Genomic DNA, 25,001 nt, shown 5'->3' on the forward strand with positions numbered 1-25,001 from the left:
TGACACTGACAAAGGGGAAAAAATAATGATTGTTGAGCAAATCATGAAAAGAGATGTCATTACATTAACGAAGACGGATACGCTTGAAACAGCAATATGCAAACTGAAGGAATTCCATATCAGGCATCTGCCTGTTGTAGATGAAGAACGACACGTGATCGGCATGATTACAGACAGAGACATGAAACAGGCGAGCCCCAGTATTTTTGAAGAAAACAAACGAAGCCTATTTCTCACACGAAGCGTAGATTCAATTATGAAAAAAGAGGTCGTCTGCGCCCATCCGTTAGATTTTGTCGAAGAAATATCTGCGGTGTTCTACGAGCATGGCATCGGCTGCCTTCCAGTCGTACAGCATCAAAAATTAGTAGGCATTTTGACAAAAACCGATTTGCTGCGGACGTTTGTCAAATTGACAGGCGCTGACCAGCCGGGCTCGCAAATTGAAATAAAAGTAAACGACATCACCAAAAGCCTCGCTGAGATCAGCAGCCTTTGCCAAGACCTTCAAGTGAAAATATTAAGCGTGCTTGTTTATCCGCATGACGATCCCGGTGTAAAAGTGCTCGTCTTCCGTGTAAAAACGATAAATCCGCTGCCGTTTTTGCAGGAACTGCAAAGAAATGGGCACCACGTCGTATGGCTGTCAGAGCAAAGGGATCTGCTATGAGAGACAGTGTATTTATCTATTCTCCATCCTATCAAACCTACATGTTTCATCAAGAGCATCCCTTTAATCAGCAGCGGGTTCTGTTAACATATGATTTGCTTCAGACGATCAATGCCTTTGATGATGGAGACATTGTCAGTCCAAGACTCGCTTCAGAAGAGGAGCTAGCCCTTGTCCACACCGATGATTACATTCAAGCCGTAAAGCTTGCGGGCGCCGGAAAGCTTCCCGCTGAAGAAGGAGAAAGCTACGGGCTCGGCACTGAAGATACACCCGTCTTTGCCGGCATGCACGAAGCGGCATCACTCTTGGTCGGCGGCACTTTAACGGCCGCAGACTGGGTCATGTCAGGACAAGCCCTGCATGCGGCAAACCTTGGTGGAGGGCTTCATCATGGCTTTCGCGGGAGAGCCTCAGGGTTCTGCATATATAACGACAGCGCTGTGGCGATTCAATATATTCAGAAAAAATACAGCGCCAGAGTGCTTTATATTGATACGGACGCCCACCACGGGGACGGTGTGCAATTTACATTTTACGATAATCCTGACGTATGCACGCTGTCCATTCATGAAACAGGAAGGTATTTATTCCCCGGAACCGGCCAGATCCAGGAAAAAGGCAGCGGAAAAGGATATGGCTATTCCTTTAATATCCCGCTTGACGCTTTTACAGAGGATGATTCTTTTCTTGAAGCTTACCGGACAGCAGTTTCAGAAGTCGCCGCGTATTTCGAGCCCGATGTCATTATCAGCCAAAACGGCGCCGATGCCCATTACTACGACCCACTGACGCATTTATCAGCAACAATCAATATATACGAAGAAATTCCCCGGCTTGCACATACTTTGGCTCACCAATATTGCGGAGGGAAATGGATTGCAGTCGGAGGCGGCGGATATGATATTTGGCGAGTTGTCCCCCGCGCCTGGGCCAGAATATGGCTTGAAATGAAGGGGATTGATCCGGGACACGAGATCCCGCCGGAATGGATCGCTAAATGGCAAAAACAATGCCCCGTCTCCCTGCCGTCCAGCTGGAGCGATCCGGCTGATTTATATCCTCCGATTCCCCGCAAGCCTGAAATTACAGAAAAAAATGCCCAAACCGTCAGCAAAGCATTATATGCGATACGGTCCGAGCAACAACGAACAAAGTAAAAAACGACCTTCACGAAGAGGTCGTTTTTGATTTTTTGATGACGATTTCCACACGTCGGTTTTCTTTCATGTGTTCGTTTGTCTTATTGTCCTCTACAGGCTTTGTATCCGCATAACCGACAGCAATAAAGCGCTTCGAGGGAAGTTTCTCTTTTGATGTGAAGTATTGAATCACTCCGCTTGCCCGTGCTGCTGATAGCTCCCAGTTCGACGGATATCGGTATGTCGAAATGTTTCGGCTGTCTGTATGGCCTTCGACTTGAATGTCATTTGGAATGGTTTGAAGAAGTACGGCGATTTGGTGAAGAAGTGTTTCAGCATTTTTCAGCACCTTTGCCTCACCTGTATCAAACAGCACCGCCTCCTGCAGAACGAGCACGACACCGCGTTCATCCCGTTTGGCTGTCATTTGGGCCTTCAAGTGATTGTCTTTTATATATGTATTTACTTTCTTGAGAAGCTGATCCTGCTGATCCGCTTGCTTCTTCGCATCGGATGGAGGTGTTTTCTTTTTTTCTATGGACGTTTGGTCCGGCTGAAGCCCGCCGCCATCCTTCTGAATCGAATCGACTGCCGCTTTAAATTTTTGAAGATCGATTTGGGACATCGAAAAAAGCAAAATAAAGAACACAAGGATCAGGGTGATCAAATCTGTAAAGGTAACCATCCAGCTGGATGAAGATTGACTGTTTTTCCCGTTTCCATTCCTTCTTTCAAAACGTTCTCTTCTAAGCTTCATGTATAGATCCCTTTTTTGTTTTTACTTGATTCGGCTGTTTCTGCCATTCTTCCCGTGAACTGAAAACGACCAGCTGGCTTTCAAGGTTGCGCGGGTTTTTTCCGGATTGAACACCGATAATCCCTTCCACCATTACCTGTTTGATGAAAATTTCACTTTCTGTTTTCTCTTCAAGCTTTGCCGCGATTGGGTTGAAGACCATATTGGCCAGTAATGAACCATATAAAGTCGTCAGAAGCGCAACTGCCATATTCGGTCCGAGCATATGCGGATCATTTAAGTTTTTGAGCATCAGCACGAGCCCGACGAGTGTTCCGATCATTCCCCACGCCGGAGCAAATTCTCCCGCTTTTTCAAAAACACGCCGTCCTTTACGGTGCCGTTCCTCCATTGCTGCGATTTCTGAATCCATGACAAGCCGAATCGTTTCTTCATCCCAGCCGTCAATTGCTAAAAGCAGCCCTTTTTTCAAGAATGGATCTTTGATTCCCCGAGCCTGATCATCCAATGATAAAAGCCCATGTTTACGCGCGTGATCGGAAAGGGAGACAAAGGTTTTCACAAGATCTTTCACATTGTCTTCCTGGCGGATGAATGCCTGCTTTAATACAGAGGGCGCTTTTTTCAGCTCTCTTGGCGGAAAACTGATAAAAACAGCGGCGCATAGTCCCCCTGTTACGATGAAGAAAGAGGTTAGATCAAGAAAAGAGCGGAAACCGCTTACTCCTGATCCCGAAATAATCCCGATAACAATAATAATCGTTCCTAACACAAATCCAACAGGTGTAAGATAATCAAAACGTTTCATCATTTCTCCCCATGAAAAAAGCAAGAATTCACCATGAAGGTGAAGCTTGCTCTTTGTTTTTCTTATGACTTGGTTGACTTTCTTAGTTCGATACGGTGCGGCAGTTCGACGATATGCTCTTCAACCGGCTCTTTATTCATGAGCTTCGTCAGCAGTCTCATCGCAACGGCGCCAATATCATATGTCGGCTGAACAACTGTTGAAAGCTGCGGACGAACCATGAGGCTTAATCTTGTATTATCAAAGCCGATAATGTCGAGATCCTCCGGAATGGATAAGCCCTGATCCTGTGCGGCATGGATAATGCCGAGTGCCATTTCATCAGTTGCAGAAAGAATGGCTGTCGGTTTTTTATCCAGGCTCATCAGATGCTGCAGCGCTTCGAGTCCGGAATCATATGTGTAATCCCCTTCAGCTATAAATTGTTCATTAAATGGAAGGTTCGCTTCTTCAAGCGCACGTTTGTAGCCTTGGAGTTTTTTCGAGCGGTTGATCGGCTCTGTCATTGGTCCGGAAACGAATGCGATATCTTTATGTCCTTTATCAACCAAAAGCTTCACTGCGTCATAAATCGCCTGTTCGTAATCGATAGCGACTGACGGTGTTTCCTCCTGCTCTTCTACAGAAGCGGCAAGTACAATCGGCACTGGGGAACGCTTAAATTCCGCCACATGCTCGTCCGTAATGTTTCCGCCCATAAACACGATGCCGTCCACTTGTTTGCCGAGCATTGTGTTTAATAAGTGCAGCTCTTTCTCCATGTTTTGGTCAGAGTTGCTCAAAATAATATTGTATTTATACATTGTCGCGATATCTTCAATTCCGCGCGCAAGCTCTGAATAGAAAATGCTTGAGATATCGGGAATGATAACACCTACAGTTGTTGTCTTTTTGCTTGCCAGCCCTCTTGCCACCGCGTTTGGACGGTAACCGAGACGGTCAATGGCTTCCAAGACTTTTTTCCGTGTTGTCGGTTTTACATTCGGGTTGCCGTTCACGACACGGGAAACGGTTGCCATGCTTACATTAGCTTCTCTCGCTACGTCGTAGATCGTAATATTGCTCATCCTAAAACCACTCCTTTTACTGGATACACTTATCCTTATCTATAGCATAAACACTTTATGTAGAGAAATGTCATAATGTCCGAATTTATGTCGTTTATGATTTGTAAGCGTAAGTCAGTAGTGTACATTATTTTTCATTATTCATCAAATTTAATTACTTCTCATGAAATTATACACGTTTTTATAGATGATGAAAACGTATACTTGGATTTTATAACTAAATAAACGAGAAAGCATAAAAAAAGGCCGCAGGCGCGGCCTTTTGGAGTGTTCAATTAAGCGTTGACTTTCACCATTGGCTTCAGTTCATTCAGCCATTTTTCGAATTCAGGAATCGCCATTTGCTGAGCAGAATCAGAAAGCGCGACTGACGGATCAGGGTGAACCTCAGCCATGACACCGTCTGCACCGATCGCTAAAGCAGCTTTAGCTGTCGGAAGCAAGAGGTCACGGCGGCCTGTTGAATGCGTAACATCAACAAATACCGGCAAATGCGTTTCTTGTTTCAAAATCGGCACAGCTGAAATATCAAGCGTGTTTCTCGTTGCTGTTTCGTATGTTCTGATTCCTCGCTCACAAAGGATAATTTGGTCATTTCCTTGTGACATGATGTATTCAGCAGCATTGATGAATTCAGAGATCGTTGCTGCAAGGCCGCGCTTCAAAAGCACTGGTTTTTTCACTGCACCGGCAGCTTTCAGCAATTCGAAGTTTTGCATGTTGCGCGCTCCGATTTGAATGACATCAATGTAGTCAAGCGCTTCTTCGATATGAGCCGGAGTTACGATTTCACTGATAACCGCCAGATCATATTCATCCGCTACACGTTTTAAAATTTGAAGGCCTTCTACGCCAAGCCCTTGGAAATCGTATGGGCTCGTACGAGGCTTAAAGGCTCCACCGCGCAAAATTTTAATGCCTTGTTTTTTCGCAGCTGCAGCCACTTCAGCTACTTGCTCATAGCTCTCTACCGCACATGGGCCGACAATGAATCTTTGCTGGCCGTCTCCGATTTTTTCGCCTTTGATATCAACAATTGTATCTTCAGGTTTTTTCTTGCGGGAGACAAGCAGCGCTTTGCTGTGATCTTCTTCTTGAAGCTCTAAACCGGCTTTGAATATCTCTTTAAAAATGTGCTGGATGGTTGAATTTTCGAACGGACCGTCATTGTTTTCAATGATATTGTTTAACATAGTGCGTTCTCTGACAGGGTCAAATCGGTTGACACCCTGTGCTTCCTTCGCTTTACCGATCTCTTTTACAACATTTCCGCGTTCGTTGATTAATTTTAAAATTTGTAGGTTTAATTCGTCTGCTTTCTGCCTTAAAAGCTCTAACTCTGTGTTGCTCATTTTTTTCATCCTTTCCCTGCACATTCATTTTTTATTTTGTAGTTATCATGCATCTTACTATAAGTAATTCCAAATGGAAATACTGAAATACAAAAAATTTTATAAAAACTCTACTTTATTACCCAAACGCTTTTAAGTGATAAAGTAATCTATGAAGCTATCCTACATGATGTGAGGGCAATGTTCAAGGGTTTTTTACAAAAAAAAAGCGCCAGATAATATCTGGACGCTTTTTGCTATGACAAATGCTGCTCAATGGCGGACTCTGTAATTTGTGAATGTGAGGTATGCCATTTCACTTCACCGTTCTGAATGATGAATACTTGAGGGCTTTCATGCTTTACCCCATATGTTTCTGCGATGAAATTTGACAGCGGCCGGGCTTCCTGTACTTGAAGATAGTAAGCCGGCACATCCTCATGCTGATTTGCAAAGGCATCAAACTCATGAAATGCTGCCTGGCTGATCGGGCATGTGGTGCTGTGTTTAAAGAAGACAAAAGCGCCTTCCTGTTCTGCAATCCGTTTAAATTCTTCTTCAGATTGAATAAGCTGTTTAGCCATGATTCAAGCTCTTCCTTCCCTGCTCAGCGATTCATATGCTCAGCCTGTTTTTGTGCATCTTTCAGTTCGTCTTTTACATCTTCTTTCGCCTGGAGGACTTGATCTTTTGTTTCGCCGGCTGCCTGCATCGCTTCTTCCTTCATATCTTGCATTGTTGATGAATCCGTTTTGTCAGATTTGGAACGGTCTCTTAAATCCTTTACCTTGTTCATGATCTGCCCAGACTGATCCGCTACAAGCTGTGTGATGTTGGAAGTTTTGTCTTTTGCGATGCTGACATATTGCGTGCCTTTTTCCTTCGCATCAGCCGTCATTTTATCTGTTTTGTCCCGTAATGCAACCGCTTGGCTGCCGAGATCGTCGCGAAGTTCTTTGCCTGATTTAGGCGCTAGAAAAAGAGCTGTAGTGGCACCGATGATTCCCCCGATTAAAGTTCCGATTAAAAAATCTTTACTATTAATTCCATCTTTGCTCATCATTATTCCTCCTCTAGGTATTTTTTTCTCTTACAGAGCTGATTTTTTCTTTTGCTTCCATTTCTCCCAAATTTCCATTGCTGCTTGGCTCCATGTGACAACTTGATTGATCTTGTCTTGATTTTCTCTAACTGATGCCGATACAGACCCTGCCGCCTGTTTCATGGATGTATTGAACTGCTGTACAGAAGTTCCCACCCCTTGAACAGCATGAACGACCGTGTTCAGCTTTTCTGATTTTTCCTGAATATCTTCAGCCAGGCGGTTAGTCTTATGTAAAAGCTCGGCTGTTTCAGTTGTGATGCCCTTCATTTGTCCCTCCAGCCCTTCAAGAGTGGATGCGACGTGTTTTAGTGTCAGCTGCAGTGACTTCAATGTTTTAGACAAGTAGATCACTAATACGAGAAATGCAATTGCGATGAGTGCAACGCTCAAATAAAGAATAATAATCATCTCAAACCTCCTTGCTGCAGGATATACTGCTGTTTACCCGTTTTCTTCAATCATAAACATGTGTACTGGGCTGTATACATACTATTCTCCGTTATGTAAGAAAATCCTTTAATAAGCTTTCTCGTCAGATAAATAAAAAGCAGTGAGATCACTGCTTTTTATTATGCCATGACGTTTTCGTAGGCTCTCATATACTTTTGGATATCTCCTGCCCCCATGAAGATGAGAACGGCTTTATCATGAGCTTTTAAAACAGAAGTGTCATCTTCTTCAATCAGCTTGGCATTATGAATTTTCCCCTGCAGATCGCCGATCGTCAGCTTTCCAGCATTTTCACGGGCTGAGCCGAAAATATCGCATAAATACACACAGTCAGCGCCGCTCAGGCTTTCTGCAAATTCGTCAAGGAATTGCTGCGTTCGCGTAAATGTATGAGGCTGAAATACCGCAACAATTTCACGATCAGGATATTTCTGTCTTGCCGCCTCAATTGTCACTTTTATTTCTGTCGGGTGATGAGCATAGTCATCAATCAGCACTTGATCCCCTAGCTGCTTCTCATTGAATCTGCGTTTGACGCCCCCAAAGGATTTGAGAGCATGCTTAATGATGCTGGAATCAATTTCTTCATAATGGCATAACGCAATGACCGCCAATGAGTTTAATACATTGTGGTGACCGTACGCAGGAATATAAAACGTATCGTAGAACGTATTGCGGACAAAGACATCGAAAGTTGTCCCTTCCGTGCTTTTTACGATGTTTCTGGCTTGAAAATCATTTTCTTCCCCTGTGCCGTAATACACAACCGGGACGTTCGCATGGATTTTCGGCAGATGCTCATCGTCTCCGCAGGCGATAATGCCTTTGTTGACTTGAAGAGCCATCTCTTGAAAAGCGTCAAATACATCGTCAATGCTTGAGAAGTAATCAGGGTGATCAAAATCAATATTCGTCATGATCGCGTAGTCTGGCTGATAGCTTAAGAAATGGCGGCGGTATTCACACGCTTCAAACACAAAGTATTCGCTGTTTTCATTTCCCTGGCCTGTTCCGTCTCCAATTAAGAAAGACGTCGGTTTTGCATTTTGGATCACGTGAGCCAGCAAACCCGTAGTCGACGTTTTGCCATGTGCACCTGTAACGGCAACACTTGTGAACTTTTTCATGTAGTCGCCTAAAAACTTATGATAACGTATCACCGGAATTCCGTCAGACATCGCTTTTTCTATTTCTGGATGCGTGTCTGGGAATGCATTTCCGGCGATAACTGTCATGCCGGGCTTAATATTTTCCGCGCTAAAAGGAAGAATCGTAATATTTCTTTTTTCAAGCGCTGTTTGCGTAAAAATAAATTTTTCGATATCCGATCCTTGGACAGTATATCCATTATCATGAAGTATTTGGGCAAGCGGACTCATACCTGTCCCTTTTATTCCAACAAAATGATAAACAGTCATAATTGTACCTCCAACAAACGTCTATCTGTTCCCCAGTATATGACGCTCATTTCAATTTGCGACCGCGGCGGGTGAAAAGCCTCCCTTAGCGGCGTATTTTATATGTTTTGTTATGTTCAGTATCCGGTTATTTCTTTCCGATTAAACCTAGATATCAAGATTTGTCTATGCGCAGCTGCTGTAAAGCGGCATAGCTGTTAAATGCTCTAAACACTATCATACCATGTTTGGTGTGAAAATGAACCCATATTATTCGTTTATTAAATCACTTGCCGTGATCAGCACCTCACGGGGTTTGCTTCCTTTTGCCTCAGAGATCATGCCTTCCGCTTCCATCATATCGATCAGCCTTGCCGCCCGGTTGTAACCGATTCTGAATCTTCTCTGCAGGCTTGAAGTGCTCGCACTGTTTTGCTCTACAACAAACTCACACGCTTCGTAAAACAGTTCATCCTCTTCTTTCAGGGCTGATCCTTGTCTTACGAGCTCTTCTTGTTCAAATAAATAGGTTGGCGGCATTTGGTTTCTGACGTGAGAAACAACGCGGTCGATTTCACGATCCGACACAAAGTTACCTTGCAGACGGACCGGTTTTCCCGAGCCGTTTTCCAAAAAGAGCATATCCCCTTTTCCGAGAAGCTTTTCTGCACCGGCGATGTCAATAATCGTTCGGGAATCAACCTGGCTTGAAACAGAAAAGGCGATTCTCGTCGGGATATTCGCCTTAATCAGGCCTGTAATGACATCTACTGACGGACGCTGAGTTGCGACGAGAAGATGGATACCGCATGCTCTTGCTTTTTGGGCGATCCGCGCTATGCTTTCTTCCACATCGTTTGGCGCTACCATCATCAGATCTGCAAGCTCATCAATAATGACAACTAAATACGGCAGCTTTTCACCCATTTGGTGTTCCCCGGTTAATTGATTAAAGCGGTCAATGTCGCGGACACCTGAATGGGCAAACAGCTCATAGCGGCGTTCCATTTCCTCAACGACCCACTTCAAAGCAGCTGTAGCCGCTTTAGCATCAGTAATGACAGGGCTGACGAGGTGAGGAATTTTATTGTAAGGAGCCAGCTCGACCATTTTTGGATCAATCAGCAGCACCTTTACCTCACTCGGATCAGCTTTATAAAGCAGGCTGACTAATATTGTATTGATGCATACGCTTTTTCCCGAGCCTGTGGCGCCGGCAATCAAGCCATGCGGCATTTTCTTCAAGTCGATAACAACAGGATTTCCTGAAATATCTAATCCCAGCGCAGCCGTGAGCGGTGACTTGCTTGTCCTGAAAGCTGAGCTGCGAATCATTTGGCGCAAATCAACCACCTTGCTCGTGCGGTTCGGCACTTCAATCCCGATCGTGTTTTTCCCCGGAATCGGCGCTTCAATCCGAATATCTCTTGCTGAGAGACTGAGTTTAATATCATCAGACAAGTTGGTGATTTTATTCACCTTTACACCTGGTTCAGGATGCACTTCGAATCTCGTGACAGACGGACCCTGGGTTACATGGACGACATTGGCGCGGACATTGAAATTTTTCAAGGTCAAATCAAGAAGCTGACGCTGTTCTTCGATCCACGCAGTATCATCTTGGACCTGCGCTGGCGGGACATCTAGCAGCGCAACATTCGGAAATACATAGCTGCCGCGGCGTTCCTCTGCTTTTTGCTGTTTATGCGTATCTCTTTTCAGCATCATGACATTAAAAGGAACGGATGGCCCTTTTTGAGAAGGTGCGTTTTGTTCGGACCTGTTCTCTTGCACACCAGGCCTTGGTTTCGGCTCTTTTGAAGCTTCGTGAGGTTTGTCTGTCCGGATTTCCTGCCGGTTTTCATGGGTTGCAGAAAGCGGTTTGGAAGCTTGGTCCATCCGATCAGTTTCCTCAAGCTCTGTCTGGCTGTCTGGCTGAACATCTATCTTCGTTTCCTTAGATTCTGCCGGAATGTCATACTGATTATTTATTATGCTTTCTGATGGCTCTTCTGATTCTTCCGCCTCGGTTTCTGTTTGATCCAGAGCTCCAGATGAATGCTCGTGATCAGTAAATAATGAAGGCTCTTCCTGATGAAATTCCATTTGTTCTTCTTGAACGAACGGAGACTCAGCACCTTCTGCCGCGTTTTCGTGATGATTGTATACTGTGCTGTCTGACGGCTCTTCTGATTTTTCCTCCTCAGATGCTGCCTCTGCCAGAGGTTCAGGAGCTGTTTGCTCTTCATCAAGTTCAGCAGAGAAAACAGGCTCTTCAAATTGCTCTGCCTGCTCTTCCCTTTGTTCTTCCTCAGTCGATGCAGGCATGATGTCTTCGCGGCTTACTTCACTGCCTGAAAGGCCTTCATTCGCCGTATCTGTGAGTATCTCAGGCATTGCTTGCCCTTCGGCATGTTCAGCTGGGAAGAAAGACTCCTCTTTTTGCGGCTGTTGAACGCCTGATTCAAATGGCACTTCATTACCTGGTGCCCCATCACGCTCTGTATCCTTTCTGTTTAAAACGCCAGAAGGCTGTTTTTCAAATTGGATATCCGGAAAGAAAGGATTTTCTTTTTTGGAGTGCGCCTGTGTGTCTGAAGCAGGATAGCCGCGTTCACGTTCGATCTCTTCTGACAGCAATGTTACCTTCTCTTTTACCGGTTTATCCGGTTCGTTCAATGTTTCAGAAGGCTTTTTCGGCACATCCTTTTTAACGGATGGTTTTTGATTGAATCCATAGATTGGCGAAGGGATATTTGTCGGTTTAAACGGTTTCTTCGCCGGCTCTGATGATTGATATGTATGCTGCTCTTTTTCATTGCTGGGACGCTCTCTGTAAGGTGCAGCGCTTGGACGAGGCGCGGATTTCGGTTCGACCGATGGTTCGCGGCGCCTTCTCAGGTCATGATTTTTGTATCCATCAGGCACGACTGGAAAACGGAACTTGCCTTTTGGATATTCATAATATATTTTAGGATCTTCCAATCTTTTTAATTGTCCTTCAGGATGATGCACCTCTTGTTGCTGCGGAATTTGAGCGGGTTTTGTCTCCCGTTCAGCATCCTCTTCGCTCTCGCCTAAAAACAAATCAAAAAATTTATGAAGCCAACTCATAATTTATCTCTAACTCCCTTATAGTTTTCTGGGACGGTTTTTAGTATACCACTGCTGGTCGGCCCAGAAAAGATTAAGCTATCAGCAGAAACAAAGCCGCTAAACAGGGGCTTAGCGGCTTTTCACATGATTCGTTTTTTTGGGCGGATTTATGGGAGTCTAAAACTGAAATGCCTCTCCCGCCTCATAATCTCCTTCTAACACAAGGATCCCTTTTTCAGCAGGGGCGTCAGGCAAATCAAGCTCTTTCGCTGAGCAGATCATTCCGCTTGACGGAACGCCGCGAAGCTCTGCATCCTTAATGACAAGTCCGCTAGGCATCACAGCGCCGACTTTGGCAACGACAACGTTTTGTCCTTGGTCAACGTTAGGCGCGCCGCAGACGATTTGAAGCGTTTCTTCTCCTACATTGACTTTACATACGCTTAATTTATCGGCATTCGGATGTTTTTCTTTTGATTCTACATAACCCACAACAAACTTCGGAGATAAATCAACGACTAATGTTTCTTCAACGCCGTTTCTGTTTAAAATCTCATTCACATCTTGCACGAATGTTTCTGAGAGCGCAACAGGGCCGTTTTCATCAATGGTCAAGTAAGTAGACGCATTGAAAATGTTGAAGCCCGTTGTTTCTTTTGTTTCGTTATTGAAAATTTTGACGACGTCGCCGTGTTTTTCATAGCCTAATTGTTCACGTGTCACATCTTGAAGAGAGATCAGGAGCGTGTCTCCCACACCTTCTTTATTATAAAAAGCGTTCATAAGTAAAAATCCTTTCTAATCCTTTTTCGGACGGCTTTTCGCCAGGATAAACACCGGTTCCAGCTTTCCTTCATTGTACAAAAATGAAAGAGCGGTAATCGGAACGGTGCCGCCTGCAAAGAAGCTCATCGACATTTGTCCTAGAATATCATACCCTGATTCATTCCGGATGTCAGCAAGAATCAGAACGTCCTGATGCGGAACAGAGATCGCCAGCTCCCCTTCTGCACGCTGCTTGTACTCATTTAAAATCGCTTCGTTCAGAATCCGGCTGGCGTCGTATCCATCGTTTGCCCTGAAGAAATAAAAGTAATTGCCGGCAACCGTATCCTCTTTGACAACCGTCGGCAGAGAACGGAGATTAAATGCGGCCGTCTCTCTGATCCGTTCTTTTGTCCAGTTTTCTTTCTCAAGCATGCGCTGGTCAATTAAACGGTATGTTTTCCCGAGATCGAGCGCGTAATAAATTCTTGTCTCTGCGGTATGATCATCATAAATGAGCGGGATATCTTCGCTGGACTTGTCCGGGAAGGAAGTCGAGCGGATGACCGGATAAATGCGAGTTTCTTTCCCGGTCATTTCCTGAGCCTTCCCTTCCATTGCCGTCATTGCTTCGGAAACATAGTACACGATCTCATCAATGGCTTCGTCTTTTTTCAGTTCCCATTTCGCAATAATCGGCGGCAAATCGAGCGTAATCCCTTTTTTTGTCGTTTGATCCTCAACACGGAGAGTGTCTTTTTCTCTGTCAAACAGAAAGGAGCGATTCTCGTGCTGAAGGCGCTGTTTCAGTATATCTGACAGCTTCCTTGAGGTCATTTTCAAACCGATGTCCTCCTTTACGCTTTAGCGAGAGAATCTGTTAAAAACTGTTCGATTTCTTCTTTTGTTTTGCGGTCTTTACTTACAAAACGATTTACTTCTTTTCCTTCATTAAAAACAACAAAGCTTGGGATTCCGTAAATTTCCCACTCTGCACATGTATCAATGAATTTGTCACGGTCTACGTAGTAGTAAGTGAATTCAGGAAAATCCGCTTCCAGTTCAGGCAGGAAAGGCTCTACAAAACGGCAATCCGGGCACCAGTCGGCAGAAAACATAAATACAGCCCAGTCATCCTGTACCGCTTTTTCCAGCTCTTGAGTTGATTCAATTTTTTTCATTTCATATCCCTCCAGTTGTTTATGTTCTTACATGTTTGTTTATCGATACTCGTCCATTTGGATCATACCAAACTGCTTGAGGCAAAACCACTTATATGCAACGAATGAATATGTAAGATTGGCTTTCCCATTATCATTATCATATTTTATTTGCATTATCAAGCTCGTTTCGTTTAACATCGTGTACATGAGGGTAAAATTCACAGCTGGACATACATAAGGAGGGATTTTAGTATGGAGTTTATCGTCTATTTAGCAGGGGAAATCCACAGCAATTGGCGCGAGGAAATCAAAGAGAAAACAAAATCGCTGAAGCTGCCGATTACGTTTGTCGGCCCGATGGAGAATCATGACCGCTCAGACAATATTGGCGAAGACATTATGGGCGTACAGCCAAATGCCGTTTTGAAGGATGACAAAGCCTCTGACATCAACAACTTCAGAACCGCCATCCTGATGAATAAAGCAGACTTTGTGATCGCCCTGTTTGGCGAAAAATACAAACAGTGGAACACGGCAATGGATGCATCATATGCGATCGCAAAAGGAAAACCTCTGATTATCATCCGGCCGGAATCACTCCACCATCCATTAAAAGAGCTTTCCAATAAAGCGAATATAACAGTGGAAACCGTCAACCAAGCCATCAAGGCCCTTTCCTATCTATTTGAAACAGAATAAGAAAAAAGCTTGTCGAACCGGGCTCACTGCTCGTTCAACAAGCTTTTATAAATTCTACATATTCTTCTTAATTGCATCTACCGTCTGTCTATCGCAGGCTGTTACAAGTTTGATGAGCATTTCCTTAGCAGCAGCATAATCATCAATATGAATGATAGAAGCGTTTGTATGAATGTAGCGGGAACAAATTCCGATAACCGCTGACGGAACGCCGCTGTTCGAAATATGAACCTTGCCTGCATCTGTTCCCCCGCCGGATACAAAATATTGATATGGAATATCATGCGTTTCAGCCATATCAAGAACAAATTCCCTCATTCCGCGATGCATGACTGTCGTTCTGTCAAGAATACGGAGCAAAAAGCCTTTTCCAAGCTGGCCAAATTCATTTTTGTCTCCGCTCATATCGTTTGCCGGACTGGCATCAAGGGCGAAAAATAAGTCCGGTTTAATCATGTGAGAAGCCGTCTGTGCCCCCCTTAGCCCGACTTCTTCCTGAACCGTTGCACCCGCATAGAGCGTGTTTGGAAGCTCTTTACCGTGTAATTCCTTCAAAAGTTCAATGCTCAAACCGCATCCATATCTGTTATCCCATGCTTTTGATAAAATTTTCTTTTCATTCGCCATCGTCGTAAACGGACAGACAGGCACGATCGGCTGTCCCGGTTTTATGCCGATTTTGATGGCGTCTTCCTTATCGTCCGCTCCAATATCGATCATCATGTTTTTGATATCCATCGGGCGGTTTCGCTGTGCATCTGTCAATAAATGCGGCGGTATGCTTGAAATCACACCCGGAACCGGCCCGTTATCTGTTTGAACTTCAACCCGCTGCGCAAGCAAAACCTGACTCCACCAGCCTCCGAGTGTCTGGAATCTGAGCAGCCCGTTGTCTGTGATGGATGTCACCATGAAGCCGACTTCGTCCATGTGCCCGGCTACCATAATTCTCGGTGCACCCTCTGCGCCTTGTCTGACTCCGAAAACACTTCCCAGTCTGTCCTGAACGATGTCATCGGCATATTTGGCTAGCTCCTGCTTCATAAAAGCACGAACCTGATGCTCGTTGCCCGGCGCGCCGGGAAGCTGCGTCAGTGTTTGGAAAAGCGCTTTCGTTTCTTGATTCATGTTTTCCCCTCATTTCTATGTAGTCCTTTTATTTTATTAGAAACAATCAAGTTTTCCAAGCACCCTGACCGAATCTGCTCAATCAGCCGCGTATTGCTTAACAGGTTTTGGCTGTTTCTGTATAATGAAAAGTACGATCAATTAGGAGGTGCTTTATTTTGAAATTGCGTCATCTTCTTTTAGGAGCAGGACTTGGAATTTGTACGGCTGTCGTTGTGAAACAATATGTGATGAAGCCTTATATTTCTTCAGAAAAAGCGCTTCGAATTGTAAAATCCGCTTTTAAGCAGCGGGGCTCGATTGACGGATCATGGATTTACACCCAGCCGGAGCCTTACAATATTAACGGAGAAACGGTACAGGTATACAAAACCGGCATTACACGATCAGCTTTCGGAGAATTAGAACAGTATGAAGTCATGGTGGATGCGAAAACGGGGGAAATTGTAGATGTCATTGATACAATCGCTTCTTAACACCGGACAAGCATAAAATAGAAGCCGCTGCCTACGCAGCGGCTCTTTTTATTATATCGCGCGAATCGGTTTGTATACCGGATACCACATCGCATCCTGCACAGCCTGTATAATGTCTTCAGGCTCTTCTGTCGCAACGCCTTCCTTCATTGCGGTTTTTGCAACTTCAACCGCAACGGTTGCCGATACAGTCCGCAAATCCTCTACTTTCGGAAGCATCGGCGCGCCAGGCACCCCGACATTGACCATACTTGCGATCGCCCGGGCGCATGCTTCAAACATGCTGTCTGTAATTAATTTTGATTTGGTGACAATCGTTCCAAGACCAAGCCCCGGGAAGACAAGCGCGTTGTTCGCTTGGCCGATATGATACGTTACGCCATTATACTCCACTGGCGGGAACGGGCTTCCTGTCGTGATCAGCGCACGGCCTTCTGTCCATTCGATTAAATCCTCCGGCTTTGCTTCAGAAAGAGTTGTCGGATTTGACATTGGCAAAATCGCCGGCCGTTTCACATGTGACGCCATTTCTTTGACAATTTCTTCAGTAAAAGCACCTGAAACCGTAGACGTCCCGATCAGGATTGTCGGTTTCGCCTGACGGACCACTTCAAGGAGATCAATGCCTCCGCCATCTCCGTTCCGCTGATAATCCTTCACTTCATCAGCCGAACGTGCATACGGCTTTTGGAAATCAAGAAGCTGATCCATATCATCTGTCAACAGTCCGTTTCTGTCTATGCACCAGAAGCGCTGATATGATTCTTCCTCACTCAGCCCCTCACGCACCAATGCTTCCCGCAGCTGTTCGGCAATTCCGATTCCAGCCGTTCCTGCTCCGAATATAACAACTCTGTGATCCCTCAGCGGAACTTTAGACGCTTTTGCACAGGATAAGACTGCCGCCAAAGAAACAGCGCCTGTCCCTTGGATATCATCATTAAACGTACAAACTTTATCTTTATAGCGTTTCAAAATGCTTCGCGCGTTTTTCGCTCCGAAATCCTCCCAATGCAGCAATGCATTCGGAAATGTCTCTCTCGCCAGCGCAACGTAGTCGTCAATAAATTGGTCATAGCGTTCCCCGCGCACTCTGGAATGCTGGTTGCCGACATAAAGCGGATCGTTCAGGAGGCTCTCCTGATTTGTCCCCGCATCTAAAACAACAGCAAGCACTCTGCTCGGATCAATGCCCGCAGCCGCCGTATAAACCGCCAGCTTGCCGATAGAAATCGCGATTCCTCCGACGCCCCAGTCACCGATTCCTAAAATTCCTTCCGCATCAGTTGCAACTATTAAATCGATCGTATCGCTTTGATCTTTATACTGTTTAAAGGCTTCTTTCATACCGTCCGGGTCATCGATTGACAGATAGAGCCCTCGTGGTTTTCTATATTCATGGCTGTATCTCTGGATGGCCGTTCCAACTGTCGGTGTGTAGACAATCGGAAGCATTTCCCCTAAATGGTCATTTAACAGGCGGTAAAACAGCGTTTCATTCCGATCGTGCAGCGCCGTTAAATAAACATTTTTGCTTAAATCGTCTGGCTGTGCGGAATATTGCTCATACGCTCTTTTCGCCTGATCATCAATTGTTAATACCTTAGGCGGCAGAAAGCCTTTTAAACCAAGTTCTTTTCTTTCTTCCTCAGTAAAAGCGACACCTTTGTTCAAAAAAGGAACAGAGAGCACTTCAAGGCCTCTTAATGTTGTTTGAATGTCTCCTTCGTTTGTTACTTTGAATTGTTTCACCCTGCCTCTTCCTTTCTGAGCATAATTAGTACTAGGTTTGCATTATTAGCCGGAAAACATGCAGGGTAAACATAAAAATATGCTATTGCTTCATTCGCTTGACTGACTCTTTGATCCTTCCGTCCTCCTCCCATTGAAGGGCGCGATACTCGGCATCATGATAAAAGATAAACCAAGCGTCTTTTTCTGCTGCGAACGCCTGCCATTTCTGCTTTTGCGGGATAGAGGTCATCGGGTAATCATCGTAAGCCAGAACCCAAAGCGGTTTGCGGTGGGCATGCGTCGGCATCAGATCAGCCATATGTACAGCAGTTTCACCCGCATCCTCGCATATCAGGACACTGTGTCCGTCGCTATGGCCTCCGGTGTGATGCATGGTAATCCCCTCTGTGATGGTTAAAGAATCCTCAAAGGTTTTGACTTGGCCGGCTACAGCCTCCCAATTTTCCTTCCAATACGTATTTTTCGACCGGATATTTGGATGGCGCATTTCATCCCATTCGACAGCTGATGTATAAATCACCGCATTCGGAAAGACAGAGACGAGCCGTTCACCTTCATATTCCGTTAAACCGCATGCATGATCAAAATGAAGGTGTGTCATCGCGATCACATCTATATCGGCAACGTTTAACCCGAGTGCAGCTAATGATGGTTTCACATTCGACTCTTGTGTCACGCCATAGTTTCGTTTTTGTTTATCAGTCAGCTTGCCTGATCCAATTCCGGCGTCAACGATGATATTAAGCCCATCCTTTTGAATCAAAATGGGGTCTGTCCTTAGTTCAATCTGGTTTTTTTCATTGACTGGGTATTTTTTAGACCAAAGCGGCTTTGGAACGACGCCGAACATCGCCCCTCCATCCATATGCGTCACGCCTCCGTCAAGCCAGGTCAACGTGATGTTTCCAATTTTCATTGTTTCCATTTTCATCCCCCCTGTCATCATGGTAGCAAACGGGCCATAAAAAAAACAGACTCCTGTCAGAGTCTGTCTTTACGTTCTCCATTCAACCTCAGCCCGATAGATCGGCTGGCCGAGTGCAGAGAATTTTTCTTCATATTCTGTCATAATATTGCCTTCCAGATTGCTGTTATGCAAATCGAGACTGACGTATGTCAGCAGCAGGCCGTACTCAGAGAAGCTTTTCAAAGAGTACTCAAACAAACCGCGGTTGTCGGTTTTAAAATGAATCGCTCCGCCTTTTCCCATTACTTCTTCATATTTTTTGAGAAAGTGGGAGTATGTCAGGCGGCGTTTTTCATGCCGTTTCTTCGGCCAAGGATCAGAAAAGTTCAAGTAGACCCGTTTCACTTCACCCGGCTCAAACACATCCGTCAGCGTGTCCGCATCTATATTCAGAAGCCTTACATTCTGCGCTTCGCTGTCTTTTACTTTTTGGACGGCTGTCACGATGACGCTTTTAAATAACTCAATACCAATATAATTGATGTCGGGATTTTGTTTGGCCATCCCAGAAATAAATTGACCTTTTCCTGTACCAACCTCGATATGGATCGGATTGTCGTTGCCAAACACTGTGTTCCATTTCCCTTTATAATCAGCAGGGTTGCTGATGGCAATATCTGCGTTTTCAGCCAAAAAGTCATCAGCCCAAGGCTTGTGGCGCATTCTCATATGATTGACACCTCTATCTATTATTTCGACTAACAACATACCATGAATTAAAAAGACCCGCAAGCTCGTTTTTCCAGTGCATCTCTCTTAAGGCCGAGTGCATAAAAAAAGAGGGTCCCGTCTGCTGGAACACTCCTTTCACATGTATAAAAACGCTCTGTTTTGAACAATTTAACCCGTATGATACTGAAGGGATGTGTACCGATATGGGTTTACATTATGAGCATCAAGTTCATTTATTGAAGGATATCTTGACTGACCATCAATTGGACTGCTGCGGAACAGTCGCAGAGTACGAGCAGCTTGAGCGTGTGATTAAATCACTGATGGCAAACACCGAGCTTGATTCAAATTTTAAAAACGTGCTTGAGGATGTTTACCGCTACAGCCAATCAGGAATATCGTCCAAATCCATCGACTCACACATACAAGAGCATCAGAACAGCCTGTCTCAATGGGTAGAGCAAATGGATTCGTATTCCTGATTAGTCAACAATTCGTTTCATGAGGATATGCAGTTCTTCCATTGCATCATGAAATTCCTTGTCATTGCCTTTTGCTTTATGCCAGGCAATGAAAGTGATTGTTTCAGATAACACATACCAAGCCATTCGCAACCGAAGGCTTTCTGTCAACTCTATGCCGTACATGCTCAGCCAGCTCTCCCAAGCTGGCTTTTCGACATAGTGGTACAGCAAAGGTCCGAGGTCCATCGCCGGATCAGCGATCATGGCGCCGTCCCAGTCAATTAAATACAGCTGGTTGTCTTCAGACAATAGCCAGTTATTATGATTGACATCACAATGGCAAACGACTTTCTCACCGAAATGCACTTCATGCAGGTGTTCTTCCAAATACTTGATCCCTTCTTGAATCAGCGGCGAAGATTGCTGCACAGCAAATACAGCCTGCTTCAGCTGAGACAAAAGAGCCCCCGGGTTCAGCGGTTCTTTTCCAAGTCTCTTCAGCATGTCCAGCAAGGCTTTTGATGTGTGTATTTTACGAAGCAACTCAGCAACGGGCCGTCCGCTCATGTCTTTAGGCTTCAGCTCTCTGCCGGTCATCCAGTGCTGGGCCGTAATGACGTCCCCATTTTCCATCCGTTTTGTCCAAACCAGCTTCGGAACAATGCCTTCGGCGGATAAAACAGCTAAAAAAGGTGAGCTATTACGTTTTAAAAAAAGCTGCTGCCCGTTATGTTTCGCATAATATGCATCTCCTGTAGCTCCTCCGGCGGGGAAGATCTCCCAATCGCTACCTAGTAATTGTCCCAACCAGTTCATATCAATGTTCAACCCATCATTTCTTAAAATATTTTAGAATAAAGGCGAATCGTCTCTAGTCTATCCAGCGAGCGCCTTTTTCGTACGAATCGTATGAAAATAAAAAAGACAGCTATTGAGAGTCTCATATGCTAATCAATAGCCGTCCTTTAAATTTTAGCGCTATAGCACAAACTTCGTCAAGCAAAACTCTTAAGATCTGATGCTAAATATAAGATAACTGTTCCGATGCCGTTTACTGCAACCGTTTTCTTAATTTCTGGCGGGTCTTGCTGAAATCCTGATGGATCACATAAAAGCCGATATGGTTTATCGTTTGGCAGCCTCCACTCGACAGAGTTCGGACTCGCATGATGGATAACAATGATATCTTTCCATTCGTCAACCTTGTCGAGATCATAAAGCCTGTATGCGATAAAGTGTTCTTTTAGCGTCAAACATTCAAGATGGCGCCGGATGTCTGCAGCGGACCTGAGACGGAATGCGGGATGCGCTTTTCTCAGCGAGATCAGCCTGCGGATATAGTCAACATCTTCTTTGAATGTTTCACGCCGATCCCAGTCCAGCTCGTTAATGCTGTCACTGGATTGATAGCTGTTTTCCACTCCCTGCTTCGTCCGGAAAAATTCCTGGCCGCTGTGAATAAACGGCACCCCTTGGGCTAGCAAAATAATTGCGGCGGCAAGCCTTTGCCTGCTTCTCTTTCGGCTGTCATTTTCTTGAGGAAGCGCGAAGCTCATTTTATCCCAAAAGGTGTGATTGTCATGTGATTCAACATAATTGATGGACTGGCTTGGTTCCGGAACAATCGGGGCGAATGCCTTCCATCCGGAAGAGCCGGCAATCCCGTGCATAACAGCTTGCGCTGATTCACCGCTGCCGAGTGCAAACCCTGCTGCCATGAGGTGAAAGGTGTTCCCTTTTACAGCGTCACGAAACATATCATTAAAAAAACCGATACCGGGCATTCTTGGTGCGTTCGCCAAAGTAGCTTTCTGTTCATGCGGCAGCGGTGTAGCCAGATCCCATCCTTCTCCAAAAAGCAGGATTCCGGGCTTTGCCTTAGTTGCTTTCTCTTTCATATAAAGCACGGTGTCAATATCTAAAATGCCGAGCAGATCGAAGCGAAAGCCGTCGGCATTGTATTCTTCAAGCCAATAGACCACGCAATCCGCAATGAACTTTCTCGCCATCCTTCTTTCTGATGCAATATCATTGCCAACGCCAGTGCCGTTTGACGGCATCCCAAATTCGTCGTGCCGGAAAAAATAACCGGGCACTGTTTTTTCAAAGGATGAATTCTCGCGATGATACACATGGTTAAAAACAACATCCAGAATGACTCGCAGACCGTGCTGATGCAGGGTATTGATCATTTGTTTCAGCTCTGTTTTTCTCGTTTGAGGATCATGAGGGTTTGAGGCATAGCTTCCCTCCGGGGCAAAAAAATGAAGCGGGTTATATCCCCAATTATAAGCATCAAGCGGCTTCTCTTCATCAACTCCGGCAAAATCGTTCACCGGCAGTAGCTCGACGTGTGTAACACCGAGCTCTTTTATATACGCCAGTCCAGAAGAACTGCCATTTGCGGTTTGTGTATCAGTTTCCGTTAATGCTAAGTATTTTCCCTTGTTGATCATGCCGCTGTTTTCATGGATGGAGAAGTCGCGAAGGTGCGTCTCATAGATGACGGCATCCACAGGGTTTGAGAATGGCTTAAGCGGAGCAGTCCATTTCATTTGATCCGGGCGCAAGACGACGCCCTTCTCTCCATTTACTGTCACGGCCTTTGCATACGGGTCAACGGTTTCCGCCCACTCTGAATTGTTGCAGATGCAGAACACATACTCGTACCCGTGGAGGTCACCCATGACCGTAACAGCATAGACGCCCTTTTCCAAGCGAGTCATTTGGAATGTGCGCCCGCCTTTATTGGGGTGTGAAAGCTTGACAGCAGCTGAGGCTGCAGCAGGCGCCCATACTTTAAATACGGTATGATCCGCAGTATAAACGGCGCCGAGCTCTCCGTCATAATAAAATTCGTCATCAAATGCAGCCGTCCGGATGACCGCGCCGATTTGGAGATCGGTTTTGTGGCCGTTGGATGCACTGACGAAATGGATTTTTCCAAATGTCACAGGATGGTCGGGTACGCAGATGTACTTGTATTTCGCTTCAAGGGAGTATTCCTCCCTGACAGCCAGAGGAAAATCTGTTGTTTCTGTCTCAAGCCGAAACGGCGGTGTAATGATTTCTTTTTGTTCAGCAGGAATCAGGACGGTAATGATATTCATGTCATCGACATACGCTTCGAAGCTGCGGCGGATGCTGACCATCGGAAGCTCTCTCCTCCAAACACGTTTATGTTTTGATCCTGAGGGGTGCAGGACTAGATGCCAGACGAAACGGGGTAGTGCCCATGATTTCTCCGTCAGCATGAAACGGGATTTTGTCCTTCGTGTAAAACGTAATGTCTTTTGCTTTAAACATCGTAACGCCATCCATCTTTGTATGTTTTCCAAATGCCATCAGACATAAAAGCCAATATTTTTTCAAAAACGGCTGATTTTCAACGATTACGATGTCAAATGTCTTCTCGCGGGGATTTGCTAGCGGCGCCGCCTTCATGCCTCCCCCGTAAAACGGATGGTTGGATACAACCGCAAACCAGACATCATGAAATTCATGCGTCTCGCCTTCCGTTGTACAAGCTAACGTAAACGGCTTAAAGGTTGCTGAGGCGTGCAAATGAGAAAGCGGATACACCAGAAATCGAAGGCGGAGAAAAAGAAAAACCCGTCTCAACGGAAATTCCATCGCCTTTTTATTGACATATGCGTCAAAACCAATCCCGATATGATTCATAAAATAAAGAATTTGTGATTTATCCTGAAGGAAATTGACGCTCCCTAAATGAAAGGTTCTTGTTAACGGACGCTTTAGCTTCTTAATTTCCTGTATCAGGTCGATTTTTTTAATAGAAAATCCCCGTGAGAAATCATTATACGCGCCCGCTGGCACAAAGCTCAGTTCAATATCGTCTACATCCTTCAGCCCGTTGACAACTTCATGCATGGTTCCGTCTCCGCCAATGACGATCAGGCGCTTCAGCTTATATTCCTGTATCGTTGAAATCTGTCTGGCGAGCACCTCGGCGTGTCCCGGATGTTCAGTTAAAAATGAACGGTGCTCAACCTTTCGTTTGATCAATTCCTTTTGAATGGACTTCCAAACACGCAGGCCGTTTCGATGTCCTGCTGTCGGATTAATAATAAAAAACCAATGGCTCATCTTTCTCACCTGCTTATGTTATGAGAAAACCGCTCAAATCGTTCTCTTTTACTCCAGCCACTCTTGTCTGCGATGGGAGTCAGACATGCAGTAAGACAATAGAGCCTTCGCAGCCTTTACCTGATGGTGTTTGATCGGAGCAGTGTTTTTCTTCTGCCGCTCAATCCATTCTTCCGCGCTCCGCTTATCCGCAATTTCTAAGCCGTATGGCGGCTCAGGGTAATCGATGTACGACGTTCTGCTCAGAAGCAATTTCCGAACCGGAATCTCGGCCTGTTTTTCCTTTACGATCTTTGACACAACAGAGTCCGTGCGAAACAGGCTCAGCCCCGGATTTAACACTGATGCAGTCTGAGAGGCTGTTTTCTTGTCCCAAAAACGATTTTTAGACCCTATGTAGACACTGTCTTCCTCGCCCTCTAAAATAGAAACGCAATAAATTTCCAGAGGAGAAATAATCACAATGCTTAATTCAACCGCCGCCTGCTGAATTCTCAGCACAGGCTTATACATAATGAAATAAGAATCGGGCAGCTGTTGGGTCAGATAACGCAAAATGCGGTCCTGCTTCACCTGGTTTGAGAGTTGAGATATTTCTGAAAGAGTAGAGCTTGCCCATTTGAGCTGAAAATCATATAAATGTCTTTTATAAAAAGAAGCAAGCGCCATCCTGCTCTTTGGGAGCCTTACATGAATATCTTCTTCATCCTCAAACCATTGGTGTCTCTCTTCTTGTATATCGGCTTTTATCTCTTCTTTTCTTCTTTTCAATGAAAATTTTTTTCGTTTTTGCACCGGTTCCGGTTCTTCAGCGCTGGCTTGCCTTTCTTCTTGCTGGCGTTCCGCCGCTTCTACCAGTGAAAGCCAGCGCTCTTTTTTCAGCCGTACAAACTGGTTGATATAATGGTACGGATCAAGCTCATATCTCGATATATAATCATGAATTTTGATGATTTGTGCCATGTTTGTTTCTCCACTCCGC

The 25,001-nt window shown here is 45.1% G+C and carries 26 protein-coding genes; 5 read left to right on the forward strand and 21 right to left on the reverse strand.

Translation table 11 applies throughout. The annotated features are described in order from the left end of the window. The first annotated feature begins 25 nt into the window (after positions 1–25). Positions 26–670 carry an acetoin utilization AcuB family protein gene (locus tag BFW96_RS17295; protein ID WP_069840129.1) on the forward strand — a complete coding sequence of 215 codons (645 nt, stop codon included), beginning with the start codon at positions 26–28 and terminating at the stop codon, positions 668–670. After that, on the forward strand, positions 667–1,830 hold the full coding sequence (locus BFW96_RS17300; RefSeq protein WP_069840130.1) for an acetoin utilization protein AcuC: 1,164 nt from the start codon (positions 667–669) through the stop codon (positions 1,828–1,830). Before BFW96_RS17295 ends, BFW96_RS17300 begins: the two co-directional genes overlap by 4 nt. A 10-nt stretch (positions 1,831–1,840) precedes the next feature. Here the strand turns inward: BFW96_RS17300 and motS are convergent, their stop codons facing one another. From motS to BFW96_RS21580, 13 genes are all read right to left on the reverse strand, one after another. Beyond that, positions 1,841–2,569 carry a flagellar motor protein MotS gene (motS, locus tag BFW96_RS17305; protein WP_069840131.1) on the reverse strand — a complete coding sequence of 243 codons (729 nt, stop codon included), beginning with the start codon at positions 2,567–2,569 and terminating at the stop codon, positions 1,841–1,843. Further along, positions 2,559–3,377: a flagellar motor protein MotP gene (motP, locus tag BFW96_RS17310; RefSeq protein ID WP_040082125.1), complete on the reverse strand. Its 819-nt coding sequence runs from the start codon at positions 3,375–3,377 to the stop codon at positions 2,559–2,561. The genes motS and motP overlap by 11 nt, the downstream gene beginning before the upstream one ends. Positions 3,378–3,439: 62 nt before the next feature. Next, complete coding sequence (ccpA, locus tag BFW96_RS17315) at positions 3,440–4,444, reverse strand: catabolite control protein A (RefSeq protein ID WP_014665007.1); 1,005 nt, start codon at positions 4,442–4,444, stop codon at positions 3,440–3,442. A 275-nt stretch (positions 4,445–4,719) separates the two neighbouring features. Continuing rightward, complete coding sequence (locus BFW96_RS17320) at positions 4,720–5,796, reverse strand: bifunctional 3-deoxy-7-phosphoheptulonate synthase/chorismate mutase (RefSeq protein ID WP_040082124.1); 1,077 nt, start codon at positions 5,794–5,796, stop codon at positions 4,720–4,722. A 236-nt stretch (positions 5,797–6,032) separates the two neighbouring features. Beyond that, entirely contained in the window at positions 6,033–6,359 is a 327-nt protein-coding gene (gene ytxJ / locus BFW96_RS17325; RefSeq protein ID WP_069840132.1) for a bacillithiol system redox-active protein YtxJ, read from the reverse strand. A gap of 23 nt (positions 6,360–6,382) precedes the next feature. Continuing rightward, positions 6,383–6,835 carry a YtxH domain-containing protein gene (locus BFW96_RS17330; RefSeq protein ID WP_040082123.1) on the reverse strand — a complete coding sequence of 151 codons (453 nt, stop codon included), beginning with the start codon at positions 6,833–6,835 and terminating at the stop codon, positions 6,383–6,385. Between the two features lie 30 nt (positions 6,836–6,865). Next, the gene (locus BFW96_RS17335) at positions 6,866–7,288 is read right to left on the reverse strand and encodes a DUF948 domain-containing protein (protein WP_014665011.1); all 423 of its coding nucleotides are present in this window, start codon (positions 7,286–7,288) and stop codon (positions 6,866–6,868) included. A 161-nt stretch (positions 7,289–7,449) separates the two neighbouring features. Continuing rightward, positions 7,450–8,748 carry a UDP-N-acetylmuramate--L-alanine ligase gene (murC, locus tag BFW96_RS17340; protein WP_014665012.1) on the reverse strand — a complete coding sequence of 433 codons (1,299 nt, stop codon included), beginning with the start codon at positions 8,746–8,748 and terminating at the stop codon, positions 7,450–7,452. A 249-nt stretch (positions 8,749–8,997) separates the two neighbouring features. Then, a complete protein-coding gene (locus BFW96_RS17345) occupies positions 8,998–11,841 on the reverse strand; it encodes a DNA translocase FtsK (protein WP_069840133.1) in 2,844 nt (947 codons plus the stop codon). A gap of 159 nt (positions 11,842–12,000) precedes the next feature. Continuing rightward, positions 12,001–12,606 (reverse strand): YtpR family tRNA-binding protein, encoded by a 606-nt coding sequence (gene ytpR, locus BFW96_RS17350; protein WP_069840134.1) that lies wholly within the window; start codon positions 12,604–12,606, stop codon positions 12,001–12,003. Positions 12,607–12,621: 15 nt separating this feature from the next. Further along, positions 12,622–13,431 carry a DUF1444 domain-containing protein gene (locus BFW96_RS17355; RefSeq protein WP_080478262.1) on the reverse strand — a complete coding sequence of 270 codons (810 nt, stop codon included), beginning with the start codon at positions 13,429–13,431 and terminating at the stop codon, positions 12,622–12,624. Between the two features lie 14 nt (positions 13,432–13,445). Continuing rightward, entirely contained in the window at positions 13,446–13,769 is a 324-nt protein-coding gene (locus tag BFW96_RS17360) for a thioredoxin family protein (protein WP_014665016.1), read from the reverse strand. A gap of 39 nt (positions 13,770–13,808) precedes the next feature. Beyond that, positions 13,809–13,925, reverse strand: coding sequence for a hypothetical protein (locus tag BFW96_RS21580; protein ID WP_004399150.1), 117 nt, complete (start codon positions 13,923–13,925; stop codon positions 13,809–13,811). A gap of 78 nt (positions 13,926–14,003) precedes the next feature. On the opposite strand from BFW96_RS21580, the gene BFW96_RS17365 reads away from it, so the two are divergent. Further along, positions 14,004–14,450 carry a YtoQ family protein gene (locus BFW96_RS17365; protein ID WP_069840135.1) on the forward strand — a complete coding sequence of 149 codons (447 nt, stop codon included), beginning with the start codon at positions 14,004–14,006 and terminating at the stop codon, positions 14,448–14,450. Between the two features lie 54 nt (positions 14,451–14,504). On the opposite strand, the gene BFW96_RS17370 is transcribed toward BFW96_RS17365, so the two are convergent. Beyond that, positions 14,505–15,578: a M42 family metallopeptidase gene (locus tag BFW96_RS17370; RefSeq protein ID WP_069840136.1), complete on the reverse strand. Its 1,074-nt coding sequence runs from the start codon at positions 15,576–15,578 to the stop codon at positions 14,505–14,507. Positions 15,579–15,736: 158 nt separating this feature from the next. On the opposite strand from BFW96_RS17370, the gene BFW96_RS17375 reads away from it, so the two are divergent. Next, complete coding sequence (locus BFW96_RS17375; RefSeq protein ID WP_069840137.1) at positions 15,737–16,054, forward strand: PepSY domain-containing protein; 318 nt, start codon at positions 15,737–15,739, stop codon at positions 16,052–16,054. A 51-nt stretch (positions 16,055–16,105) separates the two neighbouring features. Here the strand turns inward: BFW96_RS17375 and BFW96_RS17380 are convergent, their stop codons facing one another. The 3 genes from BFW96_RS17380 to trmB form a co-directional block, all read right to left on the reverse strand. After that, positions 16,106–17,806, reverse strand: a complete 1,701-nt coding sequence (locus BFW96_RS17380) for an NAD-dependent malic enzyme (RefSeq protein ID WP_040082118.1) — start codon at positions 17,804–17,806, stop codon at positions 16,106–16,108. An 82-nt stretch (positions 17,807–17,888) separates the two neighbouring features. Continuing rightward, positions 17,889–18,734, reverse strand: coding sequence for a YtnP family quorum-quenching lactonase (locus BFW96_RS17385; RefSeq protein ID WP_069840138.1), 846 nt, complete (start codon positions 18,732–18,734; stop codon positions 17,889–17,891). A 69-nt stretch (positions 18,735–18,803) separates the two neighbouring features. Beyond that, positions 18,804–19,445, reverse strand: coding sequence for a tRNA (guanosine(46)-N7)-methyltransferase TrmB (trmB, locus tag BFW96_RS17390; RefSeq protein ID WP_014665023.1), 642 nt, complete (start codon positions 19,443–19,445; stop codon positions 18,804–18,806). A gap of 206 nt (positions 19,446–19,651) precedes the next feature. Between trmB and BFW96_RS17395 the strand changes: the two genes are divergently transcribed. Next, entirely contained in the window at positions 19,652–19,930 is a 279-nt protein-coding gene (locus BFW96_RS17395) for a YtzH-like family protein (protein WP_003237926.1), read from the forward strand. On the opposite strand, the gene BFW96_RS17400 is transcribed toward BFW96_RS17395, so the two are convergent. The 4 genes from BFW96_RS17400 to BFW96_RS17415 form a co-directional block, all read right to left on the reverse strand. After that, the gene (locus tag BFW96_RS17400; protein ID WP_009967993.1) at positions 19,931–20,728 is read right to left on the reverse strand and encodes a phosphotransferase family protein; all 798 of its coding nucleotides are present in this window, start codon (positions 20,726–20,728) and stop codon (positions 19,931–19,933) included. A gap of 179 nt (positions 20,729–20,907) precedes the next feature. After that, the gene (gene pulA / locus BFW96_RS17405; RefSeq protein WP_069840139.1) at positions 20,908–23,064 is read right to left on the reverse strand and encodes a type I pullulanase; all 2,157 of its coding nucleotides are present in this window, start codon (positions 23,062–23,064) and stop codon (positions 20,908–20,910) included. A 25-nt stretch (positions 23,065–23,089) separates the two neighbouring features. After that, entirely contained in the window at positions 23,090–24,019 is a 930-nt protein-coding gene (locus tag BFW96_RS17410; protein WP_069840140.1) for a YegS/Rv2252/BmrU family lipid kinase, read from the reverse strand. Between the two features lie 48 nt (positions 24,020–24,067). Next, complete coding sequence (locus tag BFW96_RS17415; RefSeq protein WP_069840141.1) at positions 24,068–24,982, reverse strand: hypothetical protein; 915 nt, start codon at positions 24,980–24,982, stop codon at positions 24,068–24,070. Positions 24,983–25,001: the final 19 nt, after the last annotated feature.

This window comes from Bacillus sp. F56 (assembly GCF_001748205.1).
In the GTDB taxonomy this organism is placed as follows: Bacteria; Bacillota; Bacilli; order Bacillales; family Bacillaceae; genus Bacillus; species Bacillus stercoris.